This window comes from Lentzea flaviverrucosa (assembly GCF_003350445.1).
Lineage (GTDB): Bacteria > Actinomycetota > Actinomycetes > Mycobacteriales > Pseudonocardiaceae > Lentzea > Lentzea californiensis.
In genome coordinates, this window is sequence record NZ_QQAU01000001.1 from 103,198 (window position 1) to 119,082 (window position 15,885).

18 protein-coding genes are annotated in these 15,885 nt (G+C 68.6%); 12 read left to right on the plus strand and 6 right to left on the minus strand.

Annotated features, from left to right (window positions below):
- From DFR72_RS00565 to DFR72_RS00580, 4 genes are all read left to right on the plus strand, one after another.
- Window positions 1-1,170: an ABC transporter permease gene (locus DFR72_RS00565; protein ID WP_090072909.1), complete on the plus strand. Its 1,170-nt coding sequence runs from the start codon at window positions 1-3 to the stop codon at window positions 1,168-1,170.
- Window positions 1,167-2,264, plus strand: a complete 1,098-nt coding sequence (locus DFR72_RS00570; protein WP_170176066.1) for an ABC transporter permease — start codon at window positions 1,167-1,169, stop codon at window positions 2,262-2,264. Before DFR72_RS00565 ends, DFR72_RS00570 begins: the two co-directional genes overlap by 4 nt.
- Before the next feature lie 72 nt (window positions 2,265-2,336).
- Window positions 2,337-2,957 (plus strand): hypothetical protein, encoded by a 621-nt coding sequence (locus tag DFR72_RS00575; protein WP_090072905.1) that lies wholly within the window; start codon window positions 2,337-2,339, stop codon window positions 2,955-2,957.
- Window positions 2,957-4,180, plus strand: a complete 1,224-nt coding sequence (locus DFR72_RS00580; RefSeq protein ID WP_090072903.1) for a wax ester/triacylglycerol synthase domain-containing protein — start codon at window positions 2,957-2,959, stop codon at window positions 4,178-4,180. The genes DFR72_RS00575 and DFR72_RS00580 overlap by 1 nt, the downstream gene beginning before the upstream one ends.
- A gap of 58 nt (window positions 4,181-4,238) precedes the next feature.
- Here DFR72_RS00580 and DFR72_RS00585 read toward each other — a convergent pair whose 3' ends face one another.
- Both DFR72_RS00585 and DFR72_RS00590 read right to left on the minus strand, forming a co-directional pair.
- Window positions 4,239-5,090 (minus strand): cytochrome c biogenesis CcdA family protein, encoded by an 852-nt coding sequence (locus tag DFR72_RS00585; protein ID WP_090072901.1) that lies wholly within the window; start codon window positions 5,088-5,090, stop codon window positions 4,239-4,241.
- On the minus strand, window positions 5,087-5,638 hold the full coding sequence (locus tag DFR72_RS00590) for a redoxin domain-containing protein (protein WP_245982384.1): 552 nt from the start codon (window positions 5,636-5,638) through the stop codon (window positions 5,087-5,089). Before DFR72_RS00590 ends, DFR72_RS00585 begins: the two co-directional genes overlap by 4 nt.
- Window positions 5,639-5,890: 252 nt before the next feature.
- Between DFR72_RS00590 and DFR72_RS00595 the strand changes: the two genes are divergently transcribed.
- Both DFR72_RS00595 and DFR72_RS00600 read left to right on the plus strand, forming a co-directional pair.
- Window positions 5,891-6,943, plus strand: a complete 1,053-nt coding sequence (locus DFR72_RS00595) for an FAD-dependent oxidoreductase (RefSeq protein ID WP_090072898.1) — start codon at window positions 5,891-5,893, stop codon at window positions 6,941-6,943.
- Between the two features lie 117 nt (window positions 6,944-7,060).
- On the plus strand, window positions 7,061-7,405 hold the full coding sequence (locus tag DFR72_RS00600; RefSeq protein ID WP_211335249.1) for a methyltransferase family protein: 345 nt from the start codon (window positions 7,061-7,063) through the stop codon (window positions 7,403-7,405).
- On the opposite strand, the gene DFR72_RS46140 is transcribed toward DFR72_RS00600, so the two are convergent.
- Entirely contained in the window at window positions 7,398-7,592 is a 195-nt protein-coding gene (locus DFR72_RS46140; protein ID WP_090072896.1) for a hypothetical protein, read from the minus strand. The two genes, DFR72_RS00600 and DFR72_RS46140, sit on opposite strands and share 8 nt — an antisense overlap.
- Window positions 7,593-7,878: 286 nt before the next feature.
- Here DFR72_RS46140 and DFR72_RS00610 point away from each other — a divergent pair, with 286 nt between their 5' ends.
- The 6 genes from DFR72_RS00610 to nhaA all read left to right on the plus strand — a co-directional run bounded on the left by DFR72_RS00610 (window position 7,879) and on the right by nhaA (window position 13,496).
- On the plus strand, window positions 7,879-8,943 hold the full coding sequence (locus DFR72_RS00610; protein WP_170176067.1) for a YbaB/EbfC family nucleoid-associated protein: 1,065 nt from the start codon (window positions 7,879-7,881) through the stop codon (window positions 8,941-8,943).
- A 31-nt stretch (window positions 8,944-8,974) separates the two neighbouring features.
- Window positions 8,975-10,096 (plus strand): PucR family transcriptional regulator, encoded by a 1,122-nt coding sequence (locus tag DFR72_RS00615; protein WP_170176068.1) that lies wholly within the window; start codon window positions 8,975-8,977, stop codon window positions 10,094-10,096.
- A 133-nt stretch (window positions 10,097-10,229) separates the two neighbouring features.
- Window positions 10,230-10,661, plus strand: a complete 432-nt coding sequence (locus tag DFR72_RS00620; RefSeq protein WP_090072891.1) for an NfeD family protein — start codon at window positions 10,230-10,232, stop codon at window positions 10,659-10,661.
- 3 nt (window positions 10,662-10,664) lie between these two features.
- A complete protein-coding gene (locus tag DFR72_RS00625) occupies window positions 10,665-11,699 on the plus strand; it encodes an SPFH domain-containing protein (RefSeq protein WP_090072889.1) in 1,035 nt (344 codons plus the stop codon).
- A 43-nt stretch (window positions 11,700-11,742) separates the two neighbouring features.
- Complete coding sequence (locus DFR72_RS00630) at window positions 11,743-12,048, plus strand: DUF3040 domain-containing protein (protein ID WP_090073102.1); 306 nt, start codon at window positions 11,743-11,745, stop codon at window positions 12,046-12,048.
- A gap of 137 nt (window positions 12,049-12,185) precedes the next feature.
- Window positions 12,186-13,496, plus strand: a complete 1,311-nt coding sequence (gene nhaA / locus DFR72_RS00635) for a Na+/H+ antiporter NhaA (protein ID WP_090072888.1) — start codon at window positions 12,186-12,188, stop codon at window positions 13,494-13,496.
- On the opposite strand, the gene DFR72_RS00640 is transcribed toward nhaA, so the two are convergent.
- From DFR72_RS00640 to DFR72_RS00650, 3 genes are read right to left on the minus strand one after another with little or no spacing between them, the layout of a single operon-like run.
- Window positions 13,493-14,317: a hypothetical protein gene (locus DFR72_RS00640; RefSeq protein WP_090072885.1), complete on the minus strand. Its 825-nt coding sequence runs from the start codon at window positions 14,315-14,317 to the stop codon at window positions 13,493-13,495. The two genes, nhaA and DFR72_RS00640, sit on opposite strands and share 4 nt — an antisense overlap.
- A complete protein-coding gene (locus DFR72_RS00645) occupies window positions 14,307-14,558 on the minus strand; it encodes a hypothetical protein (RefSeq protein WP_143086996.1) in 252 nt (83 codons plus the stop codon). The genes DFR72_RS00640 and DFR72_RS00645 overlap by 11 nt, the downstream gene beginning before the upstream one ends.
- Window positions 14,555-15,763: a cation:proton antiporter gene (locus DFR72_RS00650; protein WP_090072882.1), complete on the minus strand. Its 1,209-nt coding sequence runs from the start codon at window positions 15,761-15,763 to the stop codon at window positions 14,555-14,557. The genes DFR72_RS00645 and DFR72_RS00650 overlap by 4 nt, the downstream gene beginning before the upstream one ends.
- Window positions 15,764-15,885 lie beyond the last annotated feature (122 nt).

Below are 15,885 nucleotides of genomic sequence, written 5' to 3' on the forward strand. Positions count from 1 at the left end.
ATGCGCCACGCACTGCTGATCGCCGCCCGAGACCTGCGCGAGCGGGCGCGGGACCGGACGGCGTACGTGCTCGCTTTCGTCCTTCCGCTCGGGCTCGCCGGCATCTTCACCCTCATCCTGGGCAACGTCGGCGGCGACAGCGAACTGTTCCGCTACGCCGTCGTGGACTCCGACCGCGGCGTGATCGCCACGACGTTCACCGACGAGGTGCTGAGGGGCGCCTCAACCTCGGGCGTGATCGAGGTCCGGCCGGTGTCGTCCGAGCAGGACGCCCGCGCGTTGGTGGACAACGGTGAGGCCACGGCCGTGTTCCTGCTGCCGGCGGGACTGACCGAGGACGTGATCGCGGGCCGGGCGGCCCGGATCGGGGTCGTCGGTGACGTGGACTCCCCGACCGGCACCCAGGTCGCCCGGTCCCTGGCGCAGGCCTACGCGGACCGGCTCACCGCGGCACGCCAAGCGGTCTCCGCGACCATCCACTCAGGACTCGCCGTGTCGCCGGCAGAACTCGCCGCCGAAGCCGCGGCCTCCCTGCCGCGTGTCGTCCTGGCACAGGACTCCACGGCTACGAGGCAGCTGGACCCGAAAACCGGTTATGCCGCGGGTATGGCGGTGTTCTTCCTGTTCTTCGCGGTGCAGCTCGGGGTGACCGGTCTGCTGGAAGAGCGTCGCCTCGGCACGATGGCGCGTCTGCTCGCCGCACCGGTGCGGAGATCGTCGATCCTCGCGGGCAAGCTGTTGACGAGCGTGGTGATCGGCGTGCTCAGCATGACCGTGCTGGTCGTGGCGAGTTCGTTGTTCATGGGCGCGCGCTGGGGAAACCCCGCAGGTGTCGCCCTGCTCGTGATCTCCGGTGTGCTCGCCGCCACCGGGGCGATGGCAGTGGTCGCGGCGATCGCGAAGACCGCGGACCAGGCAGGTGGCTGGCAGGCCGTCGTCGCCATCGTGCTCGGCTCGCTCGGCGGCGCGTTCTTCCCGGTCAGCCAAGCCGGAGGCTTCCTGGAGGTCCTCAGCCTGATCGCACCTCACCGGTGGTTCCTGCGCGGCCTCGCCGACCTGGCAGGTGGCGAAGTCGCCGCCGTGCTGCCCTCGGTCGCCGCCATGACCGTGTTCGCCGCACTCACCTGCACGGCAGCGGCGCTGCTGTTCCGAAAGGCGGTGCGCCAGTGAAGATCTGGGCGATCGGCTGGATCAACCTCCGTCGCGCTCTACGTGACCGCACCGGGCTCTTCTTCCTCGTGGCGTTGCCTCTGATGCTGGTGTTCATCATCGGCATCGCGTTCGGGGGAACGAGCACGCCGGTGCTCGGCGTCCTAGGCCAGGCCGGAGCGCTGAGCACAGAACCCGGACTGCGGGTGAGGGATTTCACGAACGAAGCCGACCTGCGCGCAGCGGTGGAACACGGCGAGGTCAGTGCCGGCCTCATCCGTTCCGCGCAGGAGACGCCACGGCTGCTCGTGCGTCACGACCGGACCGGTCAGCAAGTGCAGACGCTCGTCACGACAGTGCTGACAAGAGAAGCGAACCGCCTCGCAGTCGGCGACTTCGTCTCGTCGCACACCGGACTCGACCGCGGCTCCGCACTGTCCCTCGTGGACTCGACACGGGTGGAGCCGATCGAGGTGAGCACGACGACGACCGGCGCGGCACTGTTCCCCGAGGGCTACTCGGGGTTCGACCTCGGCGCGGCCAGCCAGCTGATCGTGTTCACCTTCCTCAACGCACTCACCGCGGCGGCCGCACTGGTGGAGACCCGCACACTCGGTGTCACACGGCGGATGCTCGCCACCCCGACTCCCCCGCGGACGATCATCGCGGGCGAGGCACTCGGCCGGGTGGCGATCGCACTGCTGCAGGGCCTGATCGTCGTCGCCGGATCGGCGTTGCTGTTCGGTGTGCGGTGGGGCGACCCGCTCGCTGCGGCCGAACTGGTGTGCGCGTTCGCGCTGGTGTCCGGCGGAGCAGGACTGCTCCTCGGGGCGATGTGCCGGACACAGCAGCAGTCCGCGGGTGCGGGCATCCTGCTCGGGCTGGGCCTCGCCGCCTTCGGGGGGTGCATGGTGCCGATCGAGTTCTTCAGCCCCGCCCTGCGGACAGTCGCCTTCGCCACCCCGCACGGCTGGGCCAACGACGCGTTCGCAGTGCTGACCCGGCGCGGCGGCGACCTCCTCTCGGTGCTGCCGCACCTGGGTGTGCTGCTGGGGTTCGCGGTCGTGCTGTTCACGTTGGGCGCGTGGCGGTTGCGCCGCGCCGTGACGACGTGAATGCCGAGGGCCTTGCCAGGTCGGGTCCTACGACCCTGAGCAAGCTGCACAGGCTGAAGCACCGTAGGAGCCATGAAGACAACCAAAATCGCAGGAGTGGCGGTGGGCGTCGCCGCCGCGGCGGTGGCGTCGTATCCGCTGCTGTGGCGCGAGTGGTGCCAGACCTGGGGCGCGACCGAACAGGAGGCCCAGGCCACGTTGCCAGGCGATGATCTGCTGCTCCACCCCGACCTGCTGACCACCCGCGCGATCACCGTCGAGACACCTCCCGGCCGGATCTGGCCGTGGCTGGTGCAGATGGGCAGCGGGCGTGGCGGTGCCTACACCTACGACTGGATCGAGAACCTGTTCGGCCTGAACATGCACAGCGCCGAAGAGATCCTCCCGCAGTTCCAGGACCTGCACCTCGGTGACGTCCTGCCGGTCGGGGAAGGTGGCCCCAAGCTGCTGGTGGAGGTACTCGAAGTCGATCACGCGCTGGTGCTGCGCTCCGACGACGGCCGGTGGGTTTGGGCGTTCGTGCTGCACGAGATCCCCGGCGGCACCAGGTTGATCAGCCGCAACCGCATCGCCGTTCCCGACGCTTCACCGCTCCTCAGGTGGTTCAACCAGCTCGTGATGGAGCCGGGAAGCCTGGTGATGGAGCAGAAGATGTTGCGCGGCATCAAAGAGCGGGCCGAGTGGTACCTCTGATGATCGACCGGACGAGCTCCGACGACCTGGTGTCGCTGGCCTCCGGCATGCAGGTCGGCGCCGTGGTGGTGCTGGAACGGGATCCTGGCGGCGTCGAGGCCCTGCTCGCAGACCGCGTCCGCGCTGTTCCGCGGCTGCGCCGGCGTCTGATCCGAGCTCCCTTCGGCTGTGGCCGCCCTGTCTGGGTCGACGATGCAGGGTTCGACATCTCCAGGCACGTGCATCGGGTGGTCTGCCCTGCTCCTGGTGACGACGCGGCACTGCTGGGCATCGCCTCCTCGCTGGTGACTCGTCCGTTGCCCCGCTCGTCTCCACTCTGGTCGGCAACGTTGGTCACCGGACTGGCCGAGGGCAGGGCGGCTCTGATCCTGGTTTTCCACCACGTGCTGTCCGACGGCATCGGCGGCCTGGCCGTGCTGGCGAACCTGGTCGACGGGGCACCTGACGTCGGGACAACGCCCTTCCCCGCTCCCGCGCCTTCCCGCCGTCAACTCGCAGAAGACGCCTGGGCCGCCCGATTCGGACTACCTGGGCGTGCCTCGTTCTCCGGGCTGCGGTGGCCGTCATCCGGTTCACGCTGCTCGCTGAACCACCCCACCGGACCACAGCGGCGGCAGACCATGGCACGGACCAGCGTCTCCAGGTTGCATGCTGCCGCGCACCGCTGCGGGGGCACGGTCAACGACGCTCTGCTCACCGCCGTCACGGGTGCATTGGGCACGGTGCTGAACGGTCGCGGTGACCACGTCGACGAACTGGTCGTCTCGATCCCCGTGTCGGCGCGCCGCTCGACCACAGCCACTCACCTCGGCAACAGCACCAGTGTGATGCCCGTCGCGCTGCCGACCGGCGGCGACACCCGGTCACGTCTGACGCGGATCGCCGCCATCACCAGGTCGCACAAGAAATCAGCCACGTCGGTCGCGCCCATCTTCCGGACGTTGAAGTTCCTCGGGATCGCGGACTGGTTCATGAACCACCAACACGTGGTGCACACCGTCGTGACCAACGTGCACGGCCCTGATCATCCGATCTGCCTGGGCGGCGCGCAGGTCGTCGGCCTCATCCCGCTGTCGGCCACCACCGGCAACGTGACGGTGGCGTTCGCGGCCCTGTCCTACGGCGACGCGTTCACCGTCACGGTGGTCGCCGATCCCGAACACGTACCCGACCTGCTCGTGCTCACCGAGGCGCTGCAGACCGAGCTCGACCTGCTCGACTGAACGCCTCGCGTTCCTGCTCGAGAAGTGGCCGGGACGCGCCTGCCTGGAGTCGTGAGGATCATGTCTCCCGGTTGTGGGCCTTGCGGTGGCGCACCAGAAGTGCACCACCGGTGAGCAATGCCACCAGCACGACCAGCGGCGGCAGTGGCCCGATGGCGGTGAGCCAGGTGACCAGGGTGTTCTGCACGGCCCCGGCCGCGTCGACGACGGGATCGGCGGGGTCCGCGCCGCCGAGGAACAGCCGAAGTTCGTAGACGCCGTAGTAGGTGACGTACAGGCCGACGAGAACCAGCAGCGCGCCGCCGACCCGGGAGATGTGCGGGAGCAGGTTGCGGGCGCGAGTGGTCACGGCGGTGCTGGCCAGCGCGGTGGCCAGCGCGAGGGCGGTCACGACGAGGCCCATGCCTGCGGCGTAGGCGACGAACGCGGCGACGCCTTCGCCGACGTCTCCGCCACGCAGCGAAGTTCCCGCCACGGCGAGAAAGGGGCCGATGGTGCAGGACAGGGAAGCGATCGCGTAGGCGATGCCGTAGCCGAACATCGATCCGAGTGTCTGGTTCGGCGCGCCCTTGCGCGGCTTGAGGACCAGCAGCGCGATCTCCCGCCCGGCCAGCAGCAGAGCGCCCAGCACGACCAGGGCCACCCCGATCACGACGGTGACGAACGGCAGATAGCGCTGCACTGAGGCGAACACGGGTGCGATCACGACGCCGAACAGTCCGAACACCGTCACGAAGCCCAGTGTCATCAGCGCACTGGAGCCGATCGCGCGGGCCAGCAGTTGCACTCGCGTGCGGTCGGCCGAGCCGGTGACGACGAGGGTGAGGTAGGCGGGCAACATGGCGAAGCCGCAGGGGTTGACCGTGGCCACCATGCCGGCGACCACGGCCACGAGCAGCGTCTCCGTCATGCGAGCTTGTTCAGCCGGTCGCGGAGGTCCTGCTCGGACAGCTGACTGGTGACGACCTCGACCTTGCCCGCCTTGTCGACGAAGGCGTAGGCGGGCTGAGCGGTCACGCCGAACCGCTTCCACACCGCGGCTTCCGTGTCCGCGATGTGCTGGAACGACTTGAGGTCGTACCTGTCCACGAAACCCTGCATGGCGGGTACCTGGTCCAACGCGGCCACGCCGACGAACGTCACGGAGGAACCGAGTTCCTTGGCCGCCTTGGACATGCCAGGGGCCTCGCGCTGGCACTTGGGGCACCACGGCGCCCAGAACCACAGCACCACCGGCTTGCCGGCCAGGGTCGCGCCGGAGATCTCGGCGCCGTCCAGGGTCTTGGCGGTGAACCGCAACTGTTCCGGCGCCTCGGCGACCGGTCCGCTCGACGCGGTGGCAGGAGACGACGCTGAAGTGGTCGTGGGCGCCGTGGCGGGGGCGAAGCCGGGTTGTGCGCCACATCCCACCAGGAACGTCATGGCGAACGCGGCGACGACCGCGCGCATGGAGAACATCCCACTTCCTTCCGTCGGCTGATGCTGGTTGAGATGATGCCCCGCCCCGCCGGGCGACAGATGTTACGAGGTGCTGACGGTCAGGAGTCCGGCGGAGGCACGACCGAGCTGGGCAGGCCGGGGAGCAGAGCGTCCGAGGTGGTCGCCGCGCATTCAGCGGCTGTTGCGCGCCGTCGGCGTGAACTACCCTGTGCGCAGGTGTGCCGGGAAGTCTGGTCGGCGTGACGTATCCCCGTTCGGAAGGGAGCGGTCATGCCCACCAGAAGGGCTCTTGTCGTCGGCGCGGGCATCGCCGGATCGGCCACCGCGCTGCGCTTGCACCGCAGCGATTGGGACATCGTTCTCCTCGAAAGAAACGCAGAGTTTCAGGATCTGGGGTTTCCCTGCGCGCTCCGTGGCACAGGCTACGACGCGGCCACGAGGCTGGGGCTGATGCCGGCATTGATCGAACACAGCCAACCGCGGTGCGACACGGTCGTGGTCGATGTGGCGGGAACTCCGTTTGCGCTGTACTCGAAGCCGTCCACGGCGACGCCCGTGCTCCGCCGCGCCGACGTCGTGACCGTGCTTCGCGGCGCGATCGGCGGTGCCGAAGCGCGCAAGAGCGCCGACGTGCTGGGATTGACCGAGGACGACTGCGGCGTCACTGTCACCTTCTCGGACGGAGACGAGGACTGGTTCGACCTCGTGGTCGGCGCGGACGGCGTCGATTCCGCGGTCCGCGGTGCCGTTTTCGGGGAACGCCACGAGCACGGACAAGCCACGGTGTCGCTGTCGAGCCGTCTGGAAACGGCCTCGGCGAGTGCGGTCCGGATGGATCTCTCGGGGCGATCGGTCCGTGTTCATCCGTTGAGCGGCGGTGGCTCCGCAGCTCTGTTCACCTGGCGCGGCGACGCTTCCCTTGCTCTGCAGAAGGCTTTCGCTGATCTCGCCTGGCTCGGACCTGATCTGCTGTCCCAAGTGGACGCCGGCCCCGTGACGCGGCGCGCGAGCTTTCAGGTGCATGCGGACCGGTGGGTGTCGGGACAGATCGCGTTGGTCGGCGATGCCGCGTGGTGCGCGGGCCGGCCCTGTGGTCAGAGTGCGTCGCTCGCGATCGGCGGCGCCGAACTCCTGGGTGACGCGCTGGACATCTTCACCAGTACCGCCGAGGCGTTGGCTTGGTGGGAGGCGCAGATGCGGCCGATCGTGCGGCACCAGAAACAGCTCCGTCCCTTCCAGACACGCCCAGCGCACACAGGACTGCGTTTTGTGACCGACGTGGTAGCCCGACCAGGTGAACAACAAGACGAAGACTGCCCGTAGAGCTACCCGCGGTGGCCGAGAACGAGTAAGCGTGTACGCCATGGAGAGACGCAAGGCGGCACTCGGCCCCGCCGCGTTCTTCGTGCTGGCGCCGGGTGGCGTGGCCGGGCTGATCCCGTGGCTGCTGACCCGCTGGCGGACAGAGGAGGGGTCGGCACGCCCGCGCCCGTCGCGCCTCCTGATCGTCTTGTGGTGGGCGGGCTCTACCGACATGTCCGCAACCCCATGTACCTCGCTGTGCTGTCCCTGATCATCGAGCAGGCGCTGGTGTTCGGGCAGCTTGTACTGCTGGCCTATGCGGCTGTGGTGAGCGCGGCGTTCGTGACGATGGTGCGCTGGCACGAGGAACCCGCACTCCTGCGCCAATTCAGCGACCAGTACGCGGCCTACCGCGTCGCGGTGCCGGGATGGCTGCCGCGGCTGCGCCCCTGGCAGTCCCACCGGCCTGAGAAGCTCACGTGAGGTCTGCCACGCGTTCGACCTCGGAGGTCCGGCCGGCCAGGACCAGCACGTCGCCGCGGTTGATCACGGTGTCGGCGGCGGCGTAGGTGAAGCCCTCCGCCGGATCGGCGTGGCGGTGCGCCGACCTGCTGGAACCGCGACCAGGGCTTGACGGTCTGCCGAGCAGGGGTTTGCGCTGGGCCCGCATTTACGGCATCTTTATGGGCGGAGCGCCGGGAAGGCTGGTCGGCCCGTTCGTCACAACACGGTGGCGGCGGATACACGACTCGAGGTGTCATGCCCCGGATTCGATCCTCCGCTGTTCTCCCCCTTCCGCGGTCCGGCAGGACGGGACATCCGCCCGAACGCTGATCCACGCGTTCGTCCGGCTTGGTGGGCACTCGGTCTCGAGCTGTCCGTCTTCTCTTGTCTTGCAAGGCGTTCACGCCGCTGGACCGCTAGGGGTGAGGTGTGTCGTGGTTGTGGTTCCCCGCATGATTCCGATGGTCGACAGTCCGCAGGTGGCTGTCGCGCTGGCCGGGCGATGGCGCCCGGCCAGAGTGCTGGTCCTGGTCTCGATGATGGGTCTGCCCGCGTTGCTCGGGTTGATCTGCCTGGCGTTCGCGCTGCTTCCCCTGCCGGACGCCTCCACGATGACGTGGGCGGTGATTCCTGTCGTCGTGGCCACTCTGTCGGCCTTCGCACTCGTGACGTGGTTGCGTCGCGACGGTCTCACCGATCCCGCCTCGTGGCTCCCGGCGACGAAGCTGATGACCAGCAGTCAGGTGGTGCTCGGTGTGGTACCGGGATTCGGCATCGCCATGCGGTCGGCGACCGGAACCGCGTTGGTGTTGAAGGCGTTGCTCGCGCTCGGCGTTCTGAGCGCGGGTTCGGCGTGGTCGCTCGCACGGCGGGCGTGCCGTTCCTTGCTCGCCTCGCCGGTGGCAGAGCTCGGCTCCACTCCGTTCCGGCTGGAGTTCCGCAGTTCCCTGTCCCGCATCGTCATCGGCACCGATCGAGTCGACTGGACCTGCCGTGCGGAGAGCGGACGACTCGATCTTGGGGTGTCCTTCCGCAACCTCCACGCCGTCACCGTCACAATGGCGAGCGGCGACACCGCACTCGTCTTGGTGTTGCACACGTCCTCCGGCCGATGGAGGGTTCCCGCACGTGACGCGGCTGCGGTGTGCGCGGTGCTTCACCAGCGGAAGGCCTGGTGGGAGCAGCGCGCCGAGGCTGCGATCGAGCAGGAACGTGCTCGTTACCACGAGATGCTTCGGCTGCTCGGCGCCGCGAAGGCGACTTCGTCCACTGAGGACGGATCAGTCTCGGTCACGGTGAACGCGGACGGGATCGCGACCGGCATCGAGTTGACCGACGGAATTCGCGCGAAGAGCCCTCAGCTCATCTCGGCAGACCTCATGGCGTGCATCGACCATGCGCAGGAGGCCGTCCGCGAGCAGGTCCAGGACCTCATGGTCACGCGGTACGTCACGGAACAGAGGAAGGAGGAGCTGCCCGCTCTCGCACAGCAGGTCTCCGAGCGGATCGCCGCGTGAAGTTCAGCGTCCACAAAGGAGTGTGATCGCGTTGCCACGCAGGCGATCGGCCCGAAAGGCACCGGACGACGCGTCCGCGGCACTGCCGCTGTTCGTCCAGGCGCTTCGCGAGATCAGTCTCGCGGGACGGACGCTGTCGGCCAAGGAACGGCTCGACCTGCACAACATCGGTGCCGGCGCGGCGGAACGCGGCGTACCGCTCCGCGAGCTGATCGAAGGACACCTCGCCGAGGTGTGGCGATCATGGGCGACCTTGCCCGGGGTGGACGCCGCCACGAACACCGATGCTCTGAAACGAACCGGTGAAGCCGTGTTCCGGGCGGCTGAGGACGCCGTCGGTGAACTGGCCAAAGGATATGAGGAGACCCAGCGCTGGACCGTGCGCAGGGACGAATCGCTGCGTCGTGAGTTCATCGACGACCTGCTCACCGGACGCGATCTCGGCCAGCTCGCGGAACGCGCCGAGCGGTACGGGCTGCAGCTCGCCGGCACGAACGTCGTCGCGGCGGCGTGCTCGTCGCAGCCTTTCCTCGACTCCGGCACGGCGACGTCGAGCGTTCAGGCGGCGATGAGCCTGCGGTTCAGCTCGCGTCACGTGCTCGTGACCGCGCGCGAAGGCCTTCTGGTGTGTGTAGTCCCGCACGACCTCGCCGGCGCTCCCGAGGAGTTCGCGCGTCAGGTCGGCGAGATCGTAGGACGGAACTCCTCGTGGCGGGTCGGCCTGGGACAGCCGCAGTCCGGTCCCGGTGGCGCGGTCCGTTCCTTCGAGCAGGCGCGCAACGCTCTCGACCTCGCAGAACGGCTCGATCTGGACGAACGGTTCGTCAAAGCAGCGGATCTCCTGGTCTACCAGGTGCTCCTGCGTGACAGCGCAGCGCTCGGCGAACTCGTCACCGCCGTGCTCGAGCCGTTGCGCGGGGCACGTGGTGGGGCTGAACGCCTGCTGGACACGCTGGAGGCCTACTTCGCCTGCGGGCGGGTCACCACCGCCACCGCGAAGACCCTCGGCCTCGGCGTGCGCACGGTCACCTACCGCCTGGACCGCGTCCGCGAGCTGACCGGCTACCGCGCCGACGATCCCGCCCAGGCGTTCACGCTCCAGGTGGCGGTGCTCGGTGCGCGCCTGCTCGGCTGGCAGCGACCGGCTCCGTAACTGCCGGGCACCGGCAGACAACGGTGGTCCAACTGGCCGGGCGGATGCCTGTCGACCGGACGAATTCGGATCCACGATGGTGGGGAGACGTCGTGCGTTCGAGGCGTACCTCCACCCCGGGGAGGGTCGCACCATGGAGCTCTGGCTCATCTGGCTGATCATCGCGCTGGTGCTGGCCATCGCCGAGATCTTCACGCTCACCGCGGCCCTCGGCATGCTCGCGGTGGCTGGCTTCGTCACGGCGGGCACGGCGGCGATCGGTCTGCCGGTTCCCGGTCAGCTCGTGGTCTTCAGCGTCGTGTCCGCCGCCGGCGTGGTGCTAGCCAGACCGGCGGCACGGCGAATGATGCTCCAGCCCCGGATCGAAAGGTTCGGCATCGAGGCGTTGGTGGGCTCGTCCGGCTACGTGCTGCGTGAGGTCAACGGTCACGAGGGTCTCGTGCGGATCCGGGGCGAGGACTGGACAGCCCGCCCGTACGACGAGTCCGTCGTCATCCCCGCCGGATCCACAGTCGACGTCCTGCACATCGACGGCAGCACCGCCGTCGTCTACCCACGGGAGTGAGCCATGTCCACCCTGCTCGTCGCCGGACTCGTGCTCGCGATCTTCGCGGCGTTCACCGTGCTGCGCGCCGTGCGCATCGTGCCGCAAGCCCGCGCCCGCAACGTCGAACGTCTAGGTCGCTACCAGCGCACCCTCACGCCCGGCCTCAACTTCGTCATCCCCTACATCGACCGCGTCTACCCGCCGATCGACCTGCGCGAGCAGGTGGTCTCGTTCCAGCCGCAGCCGGTGATCACCGAGGACAACCTGGTCGTGCAGATCGACACGGTGCTGTACTTCCAGGTCACCGATCCCCGTTCCGCCGCCTACGAGATCGCCAGCTTCCTGCAGGCGGTCGAACAGCTCACCGTCACCACCCTGCGCAACGTCGTGGGATCGATGGACCTCGAGAAGACCCTCACCTCGCGCGACACGATCAACAACCAGCTGCGCGGCGTCCTCGACGACGCGACGGGCAAGTGGGGGCTGCGGGTCAACCGCGTGGAGATCAAGGCCATCGATCCGCCGCAGAGCATCAAGGAGGCGATGGAGAAGCAGATGCGCGCCGAGCGCGACAAGCGGGCCGCGATCCTGACCGCCGAAGGACAGCGGCAGTCCCAGATCCTCACGGCCGAGGGCGACAAACAGGCCGCAGTGTTGCGCGCCGAAGGCCACCGGGCCGCCACCATCCTCGAGGCGGAGGGCCAGTCCCGCGCGATCGACCAGGTCTTCCAGGCGATCCACCGCAACGATCCGGACCCCAAGCTGCTCGCCTACCAGTACCTCCAGGTCCTGCCGCAGCTCGCGCAGGGCGAGGGCAACACCTTCTGGGTGATTCCGAGCGAGGTCACCACCGCGCTGCGCGACGTCTCGAAGGCGTTCTCCGAGACGCTGCCGCGGTCGGCCGCCGCCAGGACCGACGACGCCGTCGAGGCCGCCACCGCACAGGCCGAGAAGGACGTCGCCCAGGCGAGCGAGGCAGCCGCCGAAGCGGTGTCGGACGCCGCGGACGCCGCCACACCGGTGAACGCGCTGCGCCCGGAACTGGCGGGTCGCTGAGAGGGCGCGGACAGTCGGTGGCGAGTTCGGGAGGTGCGTGACGGTGGGGTTGCCAGAGGACGAGCAGCGCGAACTGGACGCCATCGAGCGACGTCTTGCCGAGGACGATCCCAAGTTCGCCTCCAAACTCGTCAGGCCACCGCCACCGCATCACCGGTTGCCGCCGCGCGTGCTGAAGTTGATCGGCCTGCTGCTGATCTACGTGGTCGGGCTGGTGGTGGTCATCACGGGCGTGTCGCTGTCGTCGATCGTGCTGATCGCGCTCGGTGCGGCCGTGACCGCGTTCAGCCCGGTGGTCGTAGTCGTCCAGACCTGGCGCACCCGCCGGAACCACGAGCCGTCGGGCTGACCCGCGTTCCTGCCACGATCACGTCACCACGGCTCAAGACGTGATCGTGGGGTACGGTCGGGCTGTTGCCGCGATGAGCGGCATGGTGTGCCGGGAAGTCTGGTCGGCGATGCGGCCGACGACACCCGGAGTGAGCTTTGGAACCCGTGAAGAACCGGCTGTTCAGCCGCGCGTCCTGGCCCGAGGCCAAGCGCATCGCCGACCTGCTCCGCCTCGAGACCGTCGGCGGCGTCATCATGCTGGTCGCGGCGGTTGTCGGCCTGGTCTGGGCGAACTCGCCGTGGGCGTCGATCTACGAGACCTTGCGCTCGATCGAGATCGGTCCCGAGTCGCTGCACCTGCGGCTCAGCCTCGCCGAATGGGCCTCCGACGGCCTGCTGGTGATCTTCTTCTTCGTCGCGGGCCTGGAGCTCAAACGCGAGTTCGTCGCGGGCGACCTGCGCGATCCGCGTCGTGCCGCGGTCCCGATCGCGGCGGCGTTCGGTGGTGTCCTCGTACCGGCGTTGATCTACATCGCGGTCAACCTCGGCGGCGGTCCCTCGCTGTCCGGCTGGGCCATCCCGACCGCGACCGACATCGCGTTCGCACTGGCGGTGCTCGCGGTGATCGGCAGGTGCCTCCCGTCGGCGCTGCGGACGTTCCTGCTGACCCTCGCCGTCGTCGACGACCTGATCGCGATCGTGATCATCGCCCTGTTCTACACCGACGACCTGTCGCTGCTGCCGTTGCTGCTGATGTTCGTCCCGCTGGCGTTGTTCACGGTGCTCGTGCAGCGACGTGTCCGGTCGTGGTGGCTGCTGATCCCGCTGGCGGTGGCGACCTGGGCGCTGATGCACGCTTCTGGTGTGCACGCGACTGTCGCGGGTGTGCTGCTCGGGTTCGCCGTGCCGGTGATCCGCAAATCAGGCGAGGGCCCCGGTCTGGCCGAGATGTTCCAGCACCGGTGGCAACCTCTGTCCACGGGTGTCGCTGTGCCGATCTTCGCGTTCTTCGCCGCCGGCGTCTCGATCGGAGGCCTGAGCGGTTTCGTCGCCTCGCTCACGGACAGCGTGACGCTCGGCATCGTGCTCGGTCTGCTGGTGGGCAAGCCGATCGGCATCACCGCGGCCACCTGGCTGGTCGCGCGGTTCACCAAGGCCGATCTGGACGACGACCTGGCGTGGATCGACGTGGTCGGCCTGTCGATCCTCGCCGGCATCGGCTTCACCGTCTCGCTTCTGGTCAGCGAGTTGTCGTTCGGCGAGGGCAGCGCGGGCTACAGCAACGCGAAGGTGGCCGTGCTGCTCGGTTCCGTTCTGTCCGCGTTGATAGCGACAGTGGTCCTGCGCGTGCGCAACAGGGTGTACCGGCGCATCTTCGAGGAAGAGAACCGCGACGCGGACCACGACGGCATTCCGGACGTGCACCAGGCAGATCAGCCGCGCGCGGACCGGTCAGGCCGGCACTAGGGACTTCCCTGCAACCACAGGGTCTGGCGGCGGAGGATGAGCTCGGCGACGAGGTCCGCGTCGTGAACGGGTAGCAGCCACTGGTCCTGGGTGGACGTCACCAGGATCGCCGGTCCGGCCTGCGCGTGCAGCGTGATCCCTCCGGGCAGGACGGTCCACGGCCTCAGTTCGGGGACACCGGGCAGCGTTACCGGCATGACCTGCAGGAGTTCCCGGAACGGAACCGACACGTCGATCCGTGGATCGCCGCGCCGGCGAACGTGCAGCCGCACCGTCCACTCGACACGGTCGCGCTCGACGACGATCCGTGCCGAGACGAGTTCGGGTCCGGTGGCCGCGGCGCGCACTGGGAGTGTCAGGCGCAGGTCCGCAGATCCCAGCTCAGCGACGAGAGGAGTGAGGAGAGCCCGGCCGGCTCGGTGAGCGGACACGCAGGTCGCGGCCGCGACCACGCAGCTGAGGAAGATCAGGATGGCCGGTCCGGTGAGAGCGTCGGGAGTGTGGCCCGTGGCGATGTCATACGCGGGAACGGCGACGGACAGCAGCTGCACCCCCACCGCGAGGAGCGCCGCGGACCTCCACTTCAGGGGATCAAGAGGGGCCTGGCGCCGCACCCACTGGCGCAGCGCCACCGCCGCGACGGCAACGGGCACCAGCGGAACCGCAGTCGGCCAGGTGCTTCCACCGCCGGCCATTACAACGATCACCGTGCACAGCGGCAACTGCAGCGCCGGCAGGACCACGGAGAACATGGTGATGTGCCGCTGGCTGCGCGACCAGCGTTCGCGCAGCGCCGCTTCCGCGGCTTCGTCAAGGCTCACGACGATCCCGCTGATCTTTGTTCGCGGGTGGTTTGACGAACCACAGCCACAGCATGCTGACGCCGGTCACGGCCAGTCCGAGCGAATCCGTCCAGTGGCCGGTGAACTCGCCGTCGAACCACACCAGCACCCATCCGAGGACCGCGGGCAGCTGCACGTACCAGTACCGGCGGGGGATCGCCGCGAAGGACAGCAGCACGAGCGCCGCCCAGAGCAGCGTCGGGTTCAGCGACCCCATCACGGTTGCTCCCGAGCAGACCGCTCAGGCTGCCCTGTGGGCAGTCCGTCCGGCGGTTCGACGCTCAACGCCTTCGCCACCGGCACGTCCGTCGACGAGTGCAGCACGATCGACAACGCGATGGTGATCGCGACCAGGTCGAACACGTGCTCACCGGCGGGTATCCCCGCTTGCAGCACGAGAAGCCCGTAGACCACGGACGCGAAGCCCTTGGGACCGAACCAGGCGGCGACGGACCGTTCGCGTGCGGGCAGCGGCGTGCGCAGCAGCGACAGCATCATCGCGGCCGGCCGCACGAGCAGGATCGCGATGATCGCGACCGCCCAGTCCCCCACGCTCAGGTGCGAGATGCGCTCAGGTGTGATCAGCGCGCCGAAGACGAGCAGGGCGGCGAACTTGGTGATCTCGGACAGCAGGTCGCCGAAGTGCTCGAAGTGTTCTGCCGCGACACGGTCCAGCGTCGCGATGGTCGATCCGGCGGCGAACGCGGCGAGGTAGGGGTTGGCGTGGGTGAGGTGGCAGGTCGCGTACAGCATCACCGCGATCGCCAGCGGGCCGAGCGCCTGCAACCGAGGTTCGGCGGTGAAGATCCGCAGCCGCCACGCCAGCACCACGACCGCAGGAATGACAACGCCCAGCGCCAGTCCCGCGGCCAGCTCGATGCCGATGGTGAGGAAGTCGGTGTCCCTGTTCGCCGCGGTGGCCAGGAAGATCAGCACGAACGGCAGCGCGAGACCGTCGTTGAGCCCGGACTCGACGTTGAGCAGGCGCCGCAACCGCATCGGCACGTCGGTGCGGCCGACGATGGCGGAGGCGAACACCGGGTCGGTCGGCGAGAGGATCGCGCCGATCAGGAACGAGGTCGTCCAGTCCAGGCCGGTGAGGAAGTGCGTCGGCACGGCGATGCCGACCATGGTCAGCGGCATGGCCAGGCCCAATGCCCTGCCCGAGAGCTGCCACCCTTGTTTCAGGTCGGGCAGACCCGCGCGCTGGCCATCGGTGAACAAGACCGTGAACAGCGCGAGATCAGCCAGAACGGTGACGAACGCACTGTTGGACGGGATGTCGACGAGCCCGAGACCACCCTGCCCGATCAACGCTCCGGCGACCAGGAACATCAACGCGGTCGACAGGATCGTGCGAGCGGCGAGACCGGACAGCGAGACGCTGATCAGCAGGACCAGGCCGAATGCGAGCACCAGCGCCATCAACGAACTCCGTCCACGTCAGCCACACCCACCACGGTCTCGTGATGGGCATTGCCGACCAGACTTCCCGGCGCACCGCGCGCAAAGATGCCGCAAAGGTCCACTCAAAGCAAACCGGCAGG

Coding starts and splice junctions, on each gene's coding strand:
- DFR72_RS00585 (WP_090072901.1), bottom strand. CDS start 5,090: ATGACGGAGACGCTGCTCGTGGCCGTGGTCGCCGGCATGGTGGCCACG.
- DFR72_RS46140 (WP_090072896.1), bottom strand. CDS start 7,592: ATGCGGGCCCAGCGCAAACCCCTGCTCGGCAGACCGTCAAGCCCTGGT.
- DFR72_RS00575 (WP_090072905.1), top strand. CDS start 2,337: ATGAAGACAACCAAAATCGCAGGAGTGGCGGTGGGCGTCGCCGCCGCG.
- DFR72_RS00620 (WP_090072891.1), top strand. CDS start 10,230: ATGGAGCTCTGGCTCATCTGGCTGATCATCGCGCTGGTGCTGGCCATC.
- DFR72_RS00580 (WP_090072903.1), top strand. CDS start 2,957: ATGATCGACCGGACGAGCTCCGACGACCTGGTGTCGCTGGCCTCCGGC.
- DFR72_RS00565 (WP_090072909.1), top strand. CDS start 1: ATGCGCCACGCACTGCTGATCGCCGCCCGAGACCTGCGCGAGCGGGCG.
- DFR72_RS00625 (WP_090072889.1), top strand. CDS start 10,665: ATGTCCACCCTGCTCGTCGCCGGACTCGTGCTCGCGATCTTCGCGGCG.
- DFR72_RS00650 (WP_090072882.1), bottom strand. CDS start 15,763: ATGGCGCTGGTGCTCGCATTCGGCCTGGTCCTGCTGATCAGCGTCTCG.
- DFR72_RS00610 (WP_170176067.1), top strand. CDS start 7,879: ATGATTCCGATGGTCGACAGTCCGCAGGTGGCTGTCGCGCTGGCCGGG.
- DFR72_RS00595 (WP_090072898.1), top strand. CDS start 5,891: ATGCCCACCAGAAGGGCTCTTGTCGTCGGCGCGGGCATCGCCGGATCG.
- DFR72_RS00590 (WP_245982384.1), bottom strand. CDS start 5,638: ATGTTCTCCATGCGCGCGGTCGTCGCCGCGTTCGCCATGACGTTCCTG.